This is a genomic window from Streptomyces sp. NPDC001678 (assembly GCF_042892945.1).
GTDB lineage: Bacteria > Actinomycetota > Actinomycetes > Streptomycetales > Streptomycetaceae > Streptomyces.
Genome location: NZ_JBIAUP010000006.1, coordinates 25,291 through 38,508 on the forward strand (window position 1 = coordinate 25,291; position 13,218 = coordinate 38,508).

Here is a 13,218-nt window from a genome sequence, read left to right on the forward strand (position 1 = left end):
CAATGGCCAAGACCAACGACTCCACCGACACCGATACCGATACCGGCACTGACACCGCCACCGATACCGCCGTGACGGACGAAGCGGCAGCAACATCGGCCCTGTCCACGGCTCCCGCCGAGGACAGGCCCGGTGACGGCCAGGCGGTACCCGGCTCCTTCGGCGGCGTCCGCAAGCCCGGCCTCCTCGGCGCGCTCGCCTGGACCGCCCGGGAGACCACCGGCTGGGTGCGCTGGGTCTGGCGGCAGCTGACCTCGATGCGGGTCGCGCTGATCCTGCTCTTCCTGCTCTCCCTGGCCACGATCCCCGGCTCGCTCGTCCCGCAGACCAGCGTCGACGCGCTCAAGGCCCAGCAGTGGAAGGACGACCACGAGACCCTGGCGTCGGTCTACGACAAGCTCGGGCTCTTCCACGTCTACAGCTCGGTGTGGTTCTCCGCGATCTACATCCTGCTGTTCGTCTCGCTGATCGGCTGCATCGTCCCGCGCACCTGGCAGTTCGTCGGCCAGCTGCGCGGCCGCCCGCCGGCCGCCCCCCGCCACCTCACCCGGATGCCCGCCCACGCCACCTGGCACACGGACGCGAAGCCCGAGCAGGTGGTCGCGGCGGCCGAGAAGCTCCTCAAGCGGCGCCGTTTCCGGGTCGAGCGGAGCGAAGGCTCCGTCGGTGCCGAGAAGGGCTATCTGCGCGAGGCCGGCAACCTCCTCTTCCACATCTCCCTGATCGTCCTGCTGGTGGCCTTCGCCTCCGGCCAGCTGTGGAAGTCCGAGGGCGGCAAGCTCGTCGTCGAGGGCGACGGCTTCTCGAACACCCTCACCCAGTACGACGACTTCAAGTCCGGCTCCCTCTTCCGCCCGGACGACCTCGACAAGTTCAGCTTCTACCTGGACAGCTTCTCCGGGACCTACGAGCGCACCGGCCCCCAGAAGGGCACCCCGCGCGACTACGCCGCCCACATCACCTACTACGAGGGCGCCGACGGCCCGGCCCGCAAGGCCACCATCAAGGTGAACGAGCCCCTGGAGACGGGCGGCTCGAAGGTCTACCTCATCGGCCACGGCTACGCTCCGATGGTGACCGTCAAGGACGGCCGGGGGAACATCGCCTTCCGGGGCCCCATGGCCTCGCTGCCGCTGGACAGCAACGTCACCGAGACCAGCGTCGCCAAGGTCGGCGACTACCGGGACAAGGACGGCAACAAGACCCAGATCGGCTTCAAGGGCAACTTCGTGCCGACGCTGGACCTGAAGACCGGGATGATGGCCTCCCAGTTCCCCGCGCTGGACAACCCCGCCCTGGTGCTCACCGCCTACTCCGGCAGCCTCGGCACCGACTCCGGCATGCCGCAGAACGTCTACCAGCTCGACGTGACCAAGATGAAGCAGTTCAAGGAGAAGGACGGCTCGCCCTTCGCCAAGCTGCTCAAGGTCGGCGACACGATGACGCTCCCCGACGGCGGCTCGCTGCACTTCGACACCATCAAGGAGTGGGCGACCTTCCAGGTCTCCCAGAAGCCCGGCAACGAGCTGGCCCTGACCGGTGCCGTCGCCGCGCTGCTGGGCCTGGCCGGCTCGCTGTTCATCCAGCGCCGCCGGGTCTGGGTGCGGGCCACGGCCGGCGCCGACGGCCGTACGGTCGTGGAGCTGGCCGGCCTCGGCCGCAGCGAGTCCGCCCGGCTGCCCGAGGAGCTCGCCTCCCTCGCCGCCGCCCTCCAGCCCGACGCCCCGCCCGCCGCGGCCGAAACCGCCGAAGCCGCGGAAGCCGCCGAAGCCGCGGACGAGGCCGCCTCCGGCCCCGCCTCCGACCCCGCCGAATCGTCCGAAGGAGCGCGCGCGTGAATCTCGCCGCCGCAACCAACGAGAACCTGGCCAACATCAGCAATGTGCTGATCTATTCGGCCATGGCCGTCTACACCCTGGCCTTCCTCGCGCACATCACCGAGTGGGTCTTCGGCAGCCGCAGCACCGTCGCCCGCACCGCCGCCGCGATCACCGCCGAGGCCGCCCGCTCGTCGGTGACCGTCACCGTCAAGAAGGCACAGGGCGGCGGCACGGCCGTCCTGGAACGCCCCGAGGTCATCACGCGCGCCGCCCCCGGCAGCCGTGACGTGCCCGACGGCCCCGGCGCGGCCGGCGGCAGCGAGAAGGGCGACCTGTACGGCCGGATCGCGGTCTCGCTGACGGTGCTGGCCTTCGTGCTCCACGCGGGCGGCGTCCTCACCCGCGCGCTGTCCGTGCAGCGGGCGCCGTGGGGCAACATGTACGAGTTCTCCACGACCTTCGGCATGACCGCCGTGGCCGTCTACCTCGGCCTGCTCCTCGCGAAGAAGAACGTCCGCTGGCTCGGCCTGCCGCTGACCACGTCGATCCTGCTCGACCTGGGCCTGGCCGTCTCGGTCCTCTACACCAGCAGCGACCAGCTGGTGCCCGCGCTCCACTCCTACTGGCTGTGGATCCACGTCTCCTGCGCGATCATCTCCGGCGCGGCGCTGTGGGTGGGCGCGTGCTCGACGCTCTTCTACCTCTTCCGCGACTCCTACGAGGCCAAGCTGCTGGCCGGCAAGGAGTCCGGCGGTGCCTGGGGCAACGCCCTCTCCCGTCTGCCCTCGGCCGCCACGCTCGACAAGTTCGCGTACCGCATCAACGCGACCGTCTTCCCGCTGTGGACGTTCACGATCATCGCGGGCGCGATCTGGGCCGAGGCGGCCTGGGGCCGCTACTGGGGCTGGGACCCCAAGGAGGTCTGGTCCTTCATCACCTGGGTCGCCTACGCCTGCTACCTCCACGCCCGCGCCACCGCCGGCTGGAAGGGCCGGAAGGCCGCCTACCTGGCCCTGCTGGCCTTCGCCTGCTACCTCTTCAACTACTACGGCGTGAACATCCTGCTGAGCGGCAAGCACTCGTACGCGGGCGTCTGACCGCCGCGCCGGCCCGTCACCACGGCCCGCCCCCGCCGCTTCCAGCGCGCGGGAGGCGGGCCGTCGTGCTAGAGCTGGAGACATGGAGATCCCCTCCCCCTACGGCGCGTCCGAGAGCAAGGGCGACGTCCACACCCTGCGCTACGAGCTGTCGATCCCGTACCCCGTCGACGAGGTGTGGGACGCGATCGCCACGCCCGACGGGCTGCCCACCTGGCTGGCCGTCGCCGATCCGTTCGAGCGGCGCGAGGGCGGGGCGATCACGCTGCGCTGGCAGAACACGGACGCGGAGGGCCATGCCACGGTGGCCCCGGGGCGGGTGACGGCCTGGGAGCCCAAGCGGCTGGTGGAGTACACCGTGGACGTCCACGGGCGCGTCCGTTTCGAGCTGGAGCCCGGGCCGCTGGGCGTCGGCGGGACGCTGCTGCACTTCACCAACGAGATGACCGGGCCGGAGGACAGCCGGCTGGACTGCCTGGCCGGCTGGCACCACCACTTCGAGTACCTGATGCAGGCCCTCGGCGGGCAGCCCGCCGACTGGTCGCGCTGGACGCTCGACCGCTGGCGCGAGCTGCGCGAGCGGTACCGGGAGGGCCGGGGCTAGCCCTTCGGGCCGTCCTCGTCGGGCCGGAGCGAGCGCAGGAACTCCGGGTTGTCGTCCGGGGCCACCCAGCGCTGCCGCGCCGGGCGCGTGCGCGCCCTGGGGCGCCCCGCGACCAGCCAGGCCACCGGGCCCACCAGGACCTCGCCGAAGAGCAGGATGACGAACACCCACGCCAGCTTCGGCAGGCCCCGCACCTCGTTCTCGGGCGTGTTGAGGCAGTCGATGAAGGCGTAGATCCACAGTGCCAGGATCAGCAGGAACGGCAGATACCTGAGCATGGCGGCGGCCCCCGGGTTGCGGTGCTTCGGGCCGCTTCGCGGCCCCCGTGACCGCTCCAGGGTAGTGCGTGCTCGATACTGGAACGTATGGCTTACGACGATCTTCGCTCGTTCCTCCGGGCACTGGAGCGCGATGGCGAGCTCAAGCGCATCAAGGCCGAAGTCGACCCGTACCTGGAGATCGGGGAGATCGTCGACAGAGTGAACAAAGCGGGCGGGCCCGCGCTGCTCTTCGAGAACGTCAAGGGCGCGGCCATGCCGCTCGCCATGAACGTCTTCGGCACCGACCGCCGGCTCCTCAAGGCGCTCGGCCTGAAGTCCTACGACGAGATCAGCGAGAAGATCGGCGGGCTGCTCAAGCCGGAGCTCCCGCAGGGCTTCGTCGGCATGCGCGAGGCCTTCGGGAAGCTCGGCGCGATGGCGCACGTGCCGCCGCGGAAGGTCAAGGACGCGCCCGTCCAGGAGGTCGTCCTCACCGGCGACGACGTGGACCTCGAGAAGCTCCCGGCGCTCTTCACCTGGCCCGAGGACGGCGGCTCCTTCTTCAACCTGGGTCTCACCCACACCAAGCACCCCGAGACCGGCGTCCGCAACCTCGGCCTCTACCGCCTCCAGCGCCACGACAAGCGCACCATCGGCATGCACTGGCAGATCCACAAGGACAGCCGCAACCACTACCAGGTGGCCGCCAAGCGCGGCGAGCGGCTGCCGGTCGCCATCGCCTTCGGCTGCCCGCCGGCCGTGACGTACGCGTCCACCGCGCCGCTGCCCGGCGACATCGACGAGTACCTCTTCGCGGGCTTCATCCAGGGCAAGCGGATCGAGATGGTCGACTGCAAGACCGTCCCGCTCCAGGTCCCCGCGAACGCGGAAGTCGTCATCGAGGGCTGGCTGGAACCGGGGAAGATGCTGCCGGAGGGGCCGTTCGGCGACCACACCGGCTTCTACACGCCGCAGGAGGACTTCCCGGCGCTCACCATCGACTGCGTCACGATGCGGCGGCGCCCGCTGCTCCAGTCGATCGTCGTCGGCCGCCCGCCGACCGAGGACGGCCCGCTGGGCCGCGCCACGGAGCGGTTCTTCCTGCCGCTGCTGAAGGTGATCGTCCCGGACATCGTGGACTACCACCTGCCGGAGGCCGGCGGTTTCCACAACTGCGCGATCGTCTCGATCGACAAGAAGTACCCCAAGCACGCCCAGAAGGTCATGCACGCCGTCTGGGGCGCGCACATGATGTCGCTGACCAAGCTGATCATCGTGGTGGACTCGGACTGCGACGTCCACGATCTCCACGAGGTGGCCTGGCGCGCGCTGGGCAACACGGACTACGCCCGTGACCTGACCGTCGTCGAGGGCCCCGTGGACCATCTCGACCACGCCTCCTACCAGCAGTTCTGGGGCGGCAAGGCGGGCATCGACGCGACCGCGAAGTGGCCCGAGGAGGGCTACACGCGCGACGGGGGCTGGCCGGAGATGGTCGAGTCGGACCCGGAGACGGCGGCGAAGGTCGACCGCCGGTGGAAGGAGTACGGGCTGTGACCACGGCCGCCGTCGCCCAGCCGGGGCGGACGAAAGCGTTCCTGCGCCTCGTCATGATCGAGCACTCGGTCTTCGCGCTGCCCTTCGCCTATATCGCCGCCCTGACGGCGATGTTCCAGCTCGACCGGAACATCCACTGGGTGCGGCTGCTGCTGATCACCGTGGCCATGGTGGGGCTGCGCACGTTCGCGATGGCCTGCAACCGCATCATCGACCGTGAGATCGACGCCCGTAACCCGCGGACGGCCAACCGGGAGCTGGTCACGGGCGCGGTGTCGGTGCGCTCGGCGTGGACCGGGGCGGGGGTGGCCGTGGTCTTCTTCCTCGGCGCCGCCGCGCTGCTGAACCCGCTGTGCCTGGCGCTCGCGCCGATCGCCGTGATCCCGATGGTGGTCTACCCCTACGGCAAGCGCTTCACCAACTTCCCGCACGCGATCCTGGGCCTGGCCCAGGCCATGGGCCCGGTGGGCGCGTGGCTGGCGGTCACGGGGGAGTGGTCCTGGGACGCGGTGGTCCTGGGGCTGGCGGTCGGCGTGTGGATCGGCGGCTTCGACCTGATCTTCGCCTGCCAGGACGTGGCCGCCGACCGTGCCCACGGGGTGAAGTCCACCCCGGCCCGCTTCGGCATCCCGGCCGCCCTGTACGGCGCCCGGGTCTGCCATGTCATCACCACGGCGCTGCTGGTCTGGTACGCGCTGGCGACGCACGCGGGCGTGTTCTTCTGGGCGGGCCTGGTCGTGGTCGCCGGGGCGTTCCTGTACGAGCACACGATCGTCAAGCCGCACGACCTGTCCCGGCTGAACCGGGCGTTCTTCACCGTGAACGGCTTCATCGGCATCGCGCTCTTCGCGTGCGCCCTGCTGGACCTGCTGGTGCGCGGCCTGACGGTCTGAAACACAGCGAGAAGGGCGGCCCACCGTGTTCGGTGGGCCGCCCTTCTCGCTGTGTGTGCGGCCTTCAGACGGACTCAGACGGACTTGCTGAATGGGTCCTGCGCGCCGCCGCCGAAGGAGCCGCCGCCGAACGGGCTGTTCGCGTCGCTGCCGAACGGGCTCTTCGCGCCGCCGTTCTTGGCGTCGCCCATGAAGACGAACATGGCCGCGCCCATCAGGTCCTGGGGCTTGAGCTCCTTGGCACCGGCGGGGGCCTCGACCTTCTCCGAGCCGCCCTTGAAGCCGATGGTCACCGGAAGCTCGCCCTTGGCGTCCTTGTCGAGCTTGGCGGCGTCGAAGGACAGGCCGGAGAGCATGCCGTCCTTGATGGCCACGTCGACGGTGACGTCCTTGTCCGGGGCGTCCTCCCACTTGGAGAGCTTGTCGAAGCGCTTGCTGCCGAGCTTGTCCTTCAGCGGCTTGAGGCCCTCGACGACCTTCTTGCCGACGGTCTTCGCGTTGGCGGTGACCTTGACGTGGTCGGCGCCGCCCTTGGAGTCCGCGTCGGCGAACTTGGCGTTCTCCATCAGGGCCTTGCGCATGGCCTCCAGGGCCTGCTTCTGGGTCGCCGGGTCGAGCGAGTCGCTCAGCGAGCCGTTCCCGGAGGCGCCCTTGTCCTTGCCGAAGGACTTGCCGAACTCCTCGAAGGACTTGGTGTCCAGGGACACCCAGTCGCCCTTCACGGCGCCCTTGACGGCGTCCAGGGACGGCGGGAGCTGGTCGGCCTTCTTCAGCAGCTCGTCGAGGGCCTGCTTGCCCTTGGCGCCCTTGGCGCTCTTGCTCTTCTCGCTCTTCTCGCCGAACTCGGCGAGGGCCTTGAGGTCGCCGCGCAGGTAGAGCTTCTGCGACACGCCACGGAACTCGACCAGCGGCTTGTCGCTGTCCTTCTTGGCCAGCTTGAACGTCACCGCACCGTTCTTGTCGCCGGGCTTGACGTCCTTGAGCGGCTTGTCGTTGCTGATCGCGAACGAGAGCTTCAGGTTCGCCAGCGTCTCGGCGTCGGAGCGCTGGAAGTCGTCCTCGCCCTTCATCGCCTCGTAGAGCTTGTCGGCGCCGGCGTCGAAGCCGAAGTCGGCCGAGACGGCCTGCTGGCCGCCCAGCTTGTCGAAGGCCCGCTCGACCTTCGCCTCGGGGCTCAGCTTGTCGGTGGGGTCGCAGGCGACGGACGCGGCGGCGACGAGGGCGACGCAGCCGGCGGCGGCCAGACCCTTGAGCGTGGTGTGAATGACGTTCCCCCTGGACCGTTCTGGACCGTTCCTGTTTATACGAAGGTCACTTAAGTCCAGGACGAATAGGCATGTCAAAGGACTATTCCGCCAAGACGCCGTCAAGACGCGCTCCCGGCCACCCCCGTCCGGGACACCGGCGGGCGTGCCCGCGGTGTCCGGATAGGCTCGATCCCGTGGAGCCGTACGAACACACGAAGCGACGCCGGCCCTGGGTGGTCGGGGTCTCCGGCGCGTCCGGGACGCCCTACGCGGCAGCCGTGGTGCGCGGTCTGCTGGCGGCCGGCGAGGCGGTGGACCTGGTGGTCAGCCGCGCCGCCCGGCTGACGCTGCTGGACGAGACCGGGATCCGCTTCCGGGACGGGCACTGGCAGCGGGACCTCGCGAGCTGGCTCGTGCTGGGCGCGGACGGCAAGGAGCACTTCGCCGTCGACGAGGCGGCTCTGGCGGACGTCCGTCACTGGGCGGCCGGGGACCTCGCCGCCGGGCCGTCCTCCGGCTCGTATCCCGCCAAGGGGATGCTGATCGTCCCGGCGAGCACCGCCTGTGTGGCGGGAGTGGCGCTGGGACTCTCGAAGGATCTGCTCCAGCGCGTGGCGAGCGTGACGCTGAAGGAGCGTCGGCCGTTGATCGTCGCGGTGCGCGAGACACCGCTCAGCGGGCAGACGCTCCGGCAACTCGTGGCGCTCGACGACGCGGGAGCCGTGGTGCTGCCCGCTTCGCCGGCGTTCTACGCGGGGGCGACGCACATCCAGGATCTGGTGGACTTCGTCGCCGGGCGGGCGCTGGACGCGGCGGAAGTGCCGCACCGGCTGTACCGCCGCTGGGAAGGAGAGCTCGGTGGAGCGAGCGCTCGTGGGGAGGGCTAGCGCTTCTTGGCGCGCGGGAAGCGGATCTTTCCCGCGGGGCGCGGAGCCGGGGTGGACTGGTGGGCACGCGAGCGGTTGGCCAGGTCCTGGAGCTCGCGCATGCGGGCGTAGGCCATCTCGATCGAGTACACGGGCTCTTCACTCCTGAAGATCGAAGGATCGTCGTTGATTCGCTGATCTGGTGAAAGATTTGCGGGGCCTGGAGCCCCGTACGCCTTAGATTCTACACTGAAACCGGCGAGTTCGCTGATTATTGAAAGGTGCCAGGCTATGGACGCGGTGGACAGGCAGCTCATCCAGGCGCTGCGGGAGAACGGCCGGGCCTCGTACGCGGAGCTGGGCAGGCTGGTAGGCCTGTCCGGACCGAGCGTCACGGACCGGATCAACCGTCTGGAGGCGGCGGGCGTCATCACGGGCTACCGCGCGACCGTGAACGCGGCCTCGCTGGGCCTGGGCGTCACCGCCCTGATCGGCATCCAGCTCTCGGACGCCGCCGACCACGAGGACGTGGCGCGCCGGCTGCGGGACCTGGAGGAGATCGAGGACTGCTGGTTCATCGCGGGCGACGACTCCTACATGCTCAAGGTCCGGGTCGGCGACGTGGACGGGCTGGAGCGCACCATCCGCCGGCTCTCCGGAACCAAGGGCGTCAGCCGCACCCGTACCACGATCGTGCTCTCCACCAAGTGGGAGAACCGCGTGGGTGAGCTGCCCGAGGACGCGTAGGGGCGGGGGAGTAGTCTCGACGGGGTTGCGAAATCGGAAGTATCGGAGAGGGCGGACGCATGGACACCGGACTCAAGCGTGAGCTCGAGGAGAAGGTCTACGCGGGCGAGCGGCTCACCCGTGAGGACGGCATCGCCCTCTACGAGTCCGACGACCTGGCCTGGCTGGGCGGGCTCGCCCACCACGTCCGGACGAAGAAGAACGGCGACGTCGTCCACTTCAACGTCAACCGCCACCTCAACATGACCAACGTGTGCACGGCGTCGTGCGCGTACTGCTCGTTCCAGCGCAAGCCGGGCGAGAAGGACGCGTACACGATGCGCATCGAGGAGGCCGTCCGCCTGGCCAAGGCCATGGAGAGCGAGAACCTCACCGAGCTCCACATCGTCAACGGCCTCCACCCCACGCTGCCCTGGCGCTACTACCCGCGCTCGCTGCGCGCGCTCAAGGAGGCGCTGCCGAACGTCTCCCTGAAGGCCTTCACCGCCACCGAGATCCAGCACTTCGAGAAGATCTCCGGGCTGCCCGCCGACGAGATCCTCGACGAGCTGATCGACGCCGGTTTGGAGTCGCTGACCGGCGGTGGCGCGGAGATCTTCGACTGGGAGGTGCGGCAGCACATCGTCGACCACGACACCCACTGGGAGGACTGGTCGCGCATCCACCGCCTCGCCCACTCCAAGGGCCTCAAGGGCCCGGCGACGATGCTCTACGGGCACATCGAGGAGCCGCGCCACCGCGTGGACCACGTGCTGCGCCTGCGTGAGCTCCAGGACGAGACCGGTGGCTTCCACGTCTTCATCCCGCTGCGTTACCAGCACGACTTCGTGGACATGAAGGACGGCAAGATCCGCAACCGGCTCCAGGCGCGGACGTCGATGGCGACGGGCGCCGAGGCGCTGAAGACCTTCGCCGTCTCCCGGCTGCTGTTCGACAACGTCCCCCACGTCAAGGTCTTCTGGGTGATGCACGGTGTGCAGACGGCCCAGCTCGCGCTCCAGCACGGCGCGGACGACATGGACGGCTCGGTCGTCGAGTACAAGATCACTCACGACGCCGACAACTACGGCACGCCGAACAAGCTCACCCGTGACGATCTGCTGGAGCTGATCCGCGAGGCCGGCTTCCGTCCGGTGGAGCGCAACACCCGTTACGAGACCATCCGCGAGTACCCGGGCCCGGACGCCTCGCTGCGGGAATCGCCGCAGCCGATGCGGGTCTGAGATCCACTTCTGGGCGTGCTGTACTACTGGAATTGCACGTTTCGGTTGTCGTCGAGAAGAAGGTCCCGACCGTGAGTAGCCAGAAGTTCGCGTCGCTCCGCTACACCGCCCTGCGGTTCGGCCTGCTGGCCGGCTGCTTCGCCGTGGTCTGGGTGCTGTGCTACGCGCACGTCATCCCGCTCGGGGTGGGCAACTCCAACCTGGTCTGGATGATCCTGCTCGCCCTGATCCTCTCCGCGCCGCTGAGCTGGGTCCTGCTGCGCAAGCAGCGGGACGCCATGTCCGAGCAGATCGTGGACCGGGTGGACCGTGCGAAGGCCAAGATGGCCGCGAACGCGGGCCAGGAGGACGCGGTCCAGTAAGAGGACGCGGTCCAGTAACGCTCCTCACATATACGACATACCCCTACCTGCGCCCCGCGCCGGAACTCCCGTTCCGGCGCGGGGCGCAGGCGCGTTCCGGCGCGTTCTGATGGGTGTGCGCCTCAAAGAAGTTCTTTGGGTTGCTCAAAGCATGAGTGTTACGGTAATCGGCATGTCGACGTCACCGTCCCCCACGGCGGCCGCCTCGCGCGGGCGCATATCCCGCATCATCGGCGTGCCCTTCTGGGCCCAGATCCTCCTCGGCCTCGTGCTGGGCGCCCTGCTCGGCTGGGCCGCCAAGAGCGGTGACATCGGCTGGCTCGGCACCACGCTGGGCAAGGTCGGAGACCTCTTCGTCCAGCTGCTGATGCTGGTCATCGCGCCGCTGGTGTTCTTCGCGATCCTGGTCTCGATCACCAATCTGCGGAACGTCTCCAACGCCGCCCGGCTGGCCACCCGCACCCTGATGTGGTTCATGATCACGTCGCTGATCGCGGTCGTCATCGGCCTGATGATCGGCCTGGTCACGGACCCGGGCGCCGGCACCGGCCTCACCGCCGCCGATGGCGCCGAGCCCAAGAAGCACGGTTCCTGGCTCGACTTCCTCACCGGCATCGTCCCCACCGACATCGTCACGCCCTTCACCCAGCTCAAGGTCCTCCAGATCGTCTTCATGGCCGTGGTCGTCGGCATCGCGATCCTGAAGACCGGTGAGAAGGCCCAGCCCGTCCTCACCTTCAGCCACTCCGTGCTGGAGCTGCTCCAGAAGGCCCTGTGGTGGGTCATCAAGCTCGCCCCGCTGGGCACGGTCGGCCTGGTCGGCACCGCCATCTCGACGTACGGCTGGGGCCTGCTCAGCAAGTACGCGACGTTCACCGCCGACATCTACGTCGGCTGCGCCATCGTGCTGTTCGGCGTCTACCCGCTGCTCCTCGCGACCGTCGCCAAGGTCAACCCGCTGCGCTTCTTCAAGGGCGCCTGGCCCGCGATCCAGCTGGCCTTCGTCTCCCGCTCCTCCGTCGGCACCATGCCGCTGACCCAGAAGGTCACCGAGCGGCTCGGCGTGCCCAAGGAGTACGCGTCCTTCGCGGTGCCCTTCGGCTCGACGACCAAGATGGACGGCTGCGCCTCGATCTACCCGGCCATCGCCGCGATCTTCGTCGCCCAGGTCTTCGACGTGCCGCTGGAGGTCAAGGACTACATCCTGATCGCCTTCGTCTCCGTCATCGGCTCGGCCGCGACCGCCGGCCTCACCGGCGCCACCGTGATGCTCACGCTGACGCTCTCGACGCTGGGCCTGCCGATGGCGGGCGTGGGCCTGCTGCTGGCGATCGACCCGATCGTGGACATGATGCGCACCGCCACGAACGTCGCGGGCCAGTCGGTGATCCCGATCATCGTGGCCTCCCGGGAGAAGATCCTGGACCGCGCCGCCTACGACACGGCCGACGGCTCCCACCTGGAGGACGAGCCCGTCGCCGAGGCGCGCACCGCGCCCGTCGCGGCCTGACGGACCGGTAAGAAGGGGCCGTCCGGCCCCCCGGAGGCTCGTTCCCGGCCCTTGACGTCCCTCCTCCCCGTGATATTACCTGCCGGTAGTGTGACGGGGGGGAGGGATTTTTTGTCGTGACGGTCGTGAGTAACGCACAGGTCGCAAAGGCCCCAAGGGGCGCGGAGAGCACCACGCGCGACGGCGCCGCCGAGCCGGGGGGCGGGGCGCCGCCGCAGGAGCCGGTTCCCCGGCGCAAACGCGGCACCGGGAAGATCCGGCGGATGCCGCGGGAGGTGCGCGAACGGCAGATGCTCGACGCCGCCGTGGAGGTCTTCGCCCGGCGCGGCTACCGCGCCGCGTCCATGGACGAGATCGCCGAACTGGCCGGGGCCTCCAAGCCGCTGGTCTATCTGTATCTGAACTCGAAGGAAGACCTCTTCGGCGCCTGCGTCCGCCGCGAGGCCGACGCCCTGATGGCCTCGGTGCGGGCCGCGATCGAGCCCGACGCCTCCGCCGACGACCGGCTGTGGCTCGGGCTGCGCGCCTTCTTCGCCCACACCGCCGAGCACCCCGACGGCTGGTCGGTGCTCAGCTGCCAGGCCCGCACGAACGGGGAGCCGTTCGCGCCCGTGGTGGGCGAGCTGCGGCAGGAGATGGTCGACCTCGTCACCCGGCTCATCGCCGCCACAGCCGCCGAGGGCGAGGGCGCGAGCGGTGCCGAGGGCGCGGGCGGGGACGGAAGCGCCGCCCTCGCCCGACACGAGGCCTCCGGGCTGGCGCACGCGCTGGTGGGCGCCGCCGAGTCGCTCGCGGGGTGGGCCAACACCCGTACGGGCGCCGTCCCCTCGGCGAAGGAGACCGCGGCGACCCTGATGAACGTCGCCTGGGTGGGGCTGGAGAACCTCAGGGCCGGGCGGCGCTGGACCCACGCCACCCGGCCCTGAGACGCGTCCCCTCCCGGGGGGTTCCCCGGGGCTCCGCAGGGCCTTCACGGGGTCTCCCCGGTGGTGGGGGCCCGGCCCGGTGAGTCCTTCGGGGGCGCGCGGGTTC

The 13,218-nt window shown here is 69.7% G+C and carries 14 protein-coding genes; 11 read left to right on the top strand and 3 right to left on the bottom strand.

Annotated features, from left to right (window positions below; genetic code table 11):
• The first annotated feature begins 2 nt into the window (after positions 1-2).
• The 3 genes from ACFYZR_RS14320 (at position 3) to ACFYZR_RS14330 (ending at position 3,521) form a co-directional block, all read left to right on the top strand.
• On the top strand, positions 3-1,838 hold the full coding sequence (locus ACFYZR_RS14320; protein WP_391909890.1) for a cytochrome c biogenesis protein ResB: 1,836 nt from the start codon (positions 3-5) through the stop codon (positions 1,836-1,838).
• The gene (gene ccsB / locus ACFYZR_RS14325) at positions 1,835-2,917 is read left to right on the top strand and encodes a c-type cytochrome biogenesis protein CcsB (RefSeq protein WP_391909892.1); all 1,083 of its coding nucleotides are present in this window, start codon (positions 1,835-1,837) and stop codon (positions 2,915-2,917) included. The genes ACFYZR_RS14320 and ccsB overlap by 4 nt, the downstream gene beginning before the upstream one ends.
• Positions 2,918-2,999: 82 nt before the next feature.
• Positions 3,000-3,521, top strand: a complete 522-nt coding sequence (locus ACFYZR_RS14330; RefSeq protein WP_391909894.1) for an SRPBCC domain-containing protein — start codon at positions 3,000-3,002, stop codon at positions 3,519-3,521.
• On the opposite strand, the gene ACFYZR_RS14335 is transcribed toward ACFYZR_RS14330, so the two are convergent.
• Entirely contained in the window at positions 3,518-3,799 is a 282-nt protein-coding gene (locus tag ACFYZR_RS14335; RefSeq protein ID WP_391909897.1) for a PLD nuclease N-terminal domain-containing protein, read from the bottom strand. The genes ACFYZR_RS14330 and ACFYZR_RS14335 overlap by 4 nt on opposite strands.
• Before the next feature lie 87 nt (positions 3,800-3,886).
• Between ACFYZR_RS14335 and ACFYZR_RS14340 the strand changes: the two genes are divergently transcribed.
• Both ACFYZR_RS14340 and mqnP read left to right on the top strand, forming a co-directional pair.
• Complete coding sequence (locus tag ACFYZR_RS14340) at positions 3,887-5,338, top strand: menaquinone biosynthesis decarboxylase (RefSeq protein WP_391909900.1); 1,452 nt, start codon at positions 3,887-3,889, stop codon at positions 5,336-5,338.
• Positions 5,335-6,231 carry a menaquinone biosynthesis prenyltransferase MqnP gene (gene mqnP / locus ACFYZR_RS14345; RefSeq protein WP_391909903.1) on the top strand — a complete coding sequence of 299 codons (897 nt, stop codon included), beginning with the start codon at positions 5,335-5,337 and terminating at the stop codon, positions 6,229-6,231. Before ACFYZR_RS14340 ends, mqnP begins: the two co-directional genes overlap by 4 nt.
• Before the next feature lie 74 nt (positions 6,232-6,305).
• Here the strand turns inward: mqnP and ACFYZR_RS14350 are convergent, their stop codons facing one another.
• Positions 6,306-7,574, bottom strand: a complete 1,269-nt coding sequence (locus tag ACFYZR_RS14350; RefSeq protein WP_391909906.1) for a hypothetical protein — start codon at positions 7,572-7,574, stop codon at positions 6,306-6,308.
• A gap of 98 nt (positions 7,575-7,672) precedes the next feature.
• Between ACFYZR_RS14350 and ACFYZR_RS14355 the strand changes: the two genes are divergently transcribed.
• Positions 7,673-8,365 (top strand): UbiX family flavin prenyltransferase, encoded by a 693-nt coding sequence (locus ACFYZR_RS14355; RefSeq protein ID WP_391909909.1) that lies wholly within the window; start codon positions 7,673-7,675, stop codon positions 8,363-8,365.
• On the opposite strand, the gene ACFYZR_RS14360 is transcribed toward ACFYZR_RS14355, so the two are convergent.
• Entirely contained in the window at positions 8,362-8,496 is a 135-nt protein-coding gene (locus ACFYZR_RS14360; protein WP_391909912.1) for a hypothetical protein, read from the bottom strand. The two genes, ACFYZR_RS14355 and ACFYZR_RS14360, sit on opposite strands and share 4 nt — an antisense overlap.
• Positions 8,497-8,635: 139 nt before the next feature.
• Here ACFYZR_RS14360 and ACFYZR_RS14365 point away from each other — a divergent pair, with 139 nt between their 5' ends.
• From ACFYZR_RS14365 to ACFYZR_RS14385, 5 genes are all read left to right on the top strand, one after another.
• A complete protein-coding gene (locus ACFYZR_RS14365) occupies positions 8,636-9,091 on the top strand; it encodes an Lrp/AsnC family transcriptional regulator (protein ID WP_391909915.1) in 456 nt (151 codons plus the stop codon).
• 59 nt (positions 9,092-9,150) lie between these two features.
• Positions 9,151-10,314 carry an aminofutalosine synthase MqnE gene (gene mqnE / locus ACFYZR_RS14370; protein WP_391909918.1) on the top strand — a complete coding sequence of 388 codons (1,164 nt, stop codon included), beginning with the start codon at positions 9,151-9,153 and terminating at the stop codon, positions 10,312-10,314.
• A gap of 71 nt (positions 10,315-10,385) precedes the next feature.
• Positions 10,386-10,676, top strand: coding sequence for a DUF4229 domain-containing protein (locus ACFYZR_RS14375; protein WP_391909921.1), 291 nt, complete (start codon positions 10,386-10,388; stop codon positions 10,674-10,676).
• Positions 10,677-10,848: 172 nt separating this feature from the next.
• The gene (locus tag ACFYZR_RS14380; RefSeq protein ID WP_391909923.1) at positions 10,849-12,186 is read left to right on the top strand and encodes a dicarboxylate/amino acid:cation symporter; all 1,338 of its coding nucleotides are present in this window, start codon (positions 10,849-10,851) and stop codon (positions 12,184-12,186) included.
• A gap of 263 nt (positions 12,187-12,449) precedes the next feature.
• A complete protein-coding gene (locus ACFYZR_RS14385) occupies positions 12,450-13,112 on the top strand; it encodes a TetR/AcrR family transcriptional regulator (protein ID WP_391910685.1) in 663 nt (220 codons plus the stop codon).
• The last annotated feature ends 106 nt before the right edge of the window (positions 13,113-13,218 follow it).

What these genes read in the sequence shown, in the direction of transcription:
- mqnE (WP_391909918.1), top strand. Translation starts at nt 9,151, where the DNA reads ATGGACACCGGACTCAAGCGTGAGCTCGAGGAGAAGGTCTACGCGGGC.
- ACFYZR_RS14335 (WP_391909897.1), bottom strand. Translation starts at nt 3,799, where the DNA reads ATGCTCAGGTATCTGCCGTTCCTGCTGATCCTGGCACTGTGGATCTAC.
- ACFYZR_RS14320 (WP_391909890.1), top strand. Translation starts at nt 3, where the DNA reads ATGGCCAAGACCAACGACTCCACCGACACCGATACCGATACCGGCACT.
- ACFYZR_RS14385 (WP_391910685.1), top strand. Translation starts at nt 12,450, where the DNA reads ATGCCGCGGGAGGTGCGCGAACGGCAGATGCTCGACGCCGCCGTGGAG.
- ACFYZR_RS14380 (WP_391909923.1), top strand. Translation starts at nt 10,849, where the DNA reads ATGTCGACGTCACCGTCCCCCACGGCGGCCGCCTCGCGCGGGCGCATA.
- ACFYZR_RS14365 (WP_391909915.1), top strand. Translation starts at nt 8,636, where the DNA reads ATGGACGCGGTGGACAGGCAGCTCATCCAGGCGCTGCGGGAGAACGGC.
- ACFYZR_RS14340 (WP_391909900.1), top strand. Translation starts at nt 3,887, where the DNA reads ATGGCTTACGACGATCTTCGCTCGTTCCTCCGGGCACTGGAGCGCGAT.
- ACFYZR_RS14330 (WP_391909894.1), top strand. Translation starts at nt 3,000, where the DNA reads ATGGAGATCCCCTCCCCCTACGGCGCGTCCGAGAGCAAGGGCGACGTC.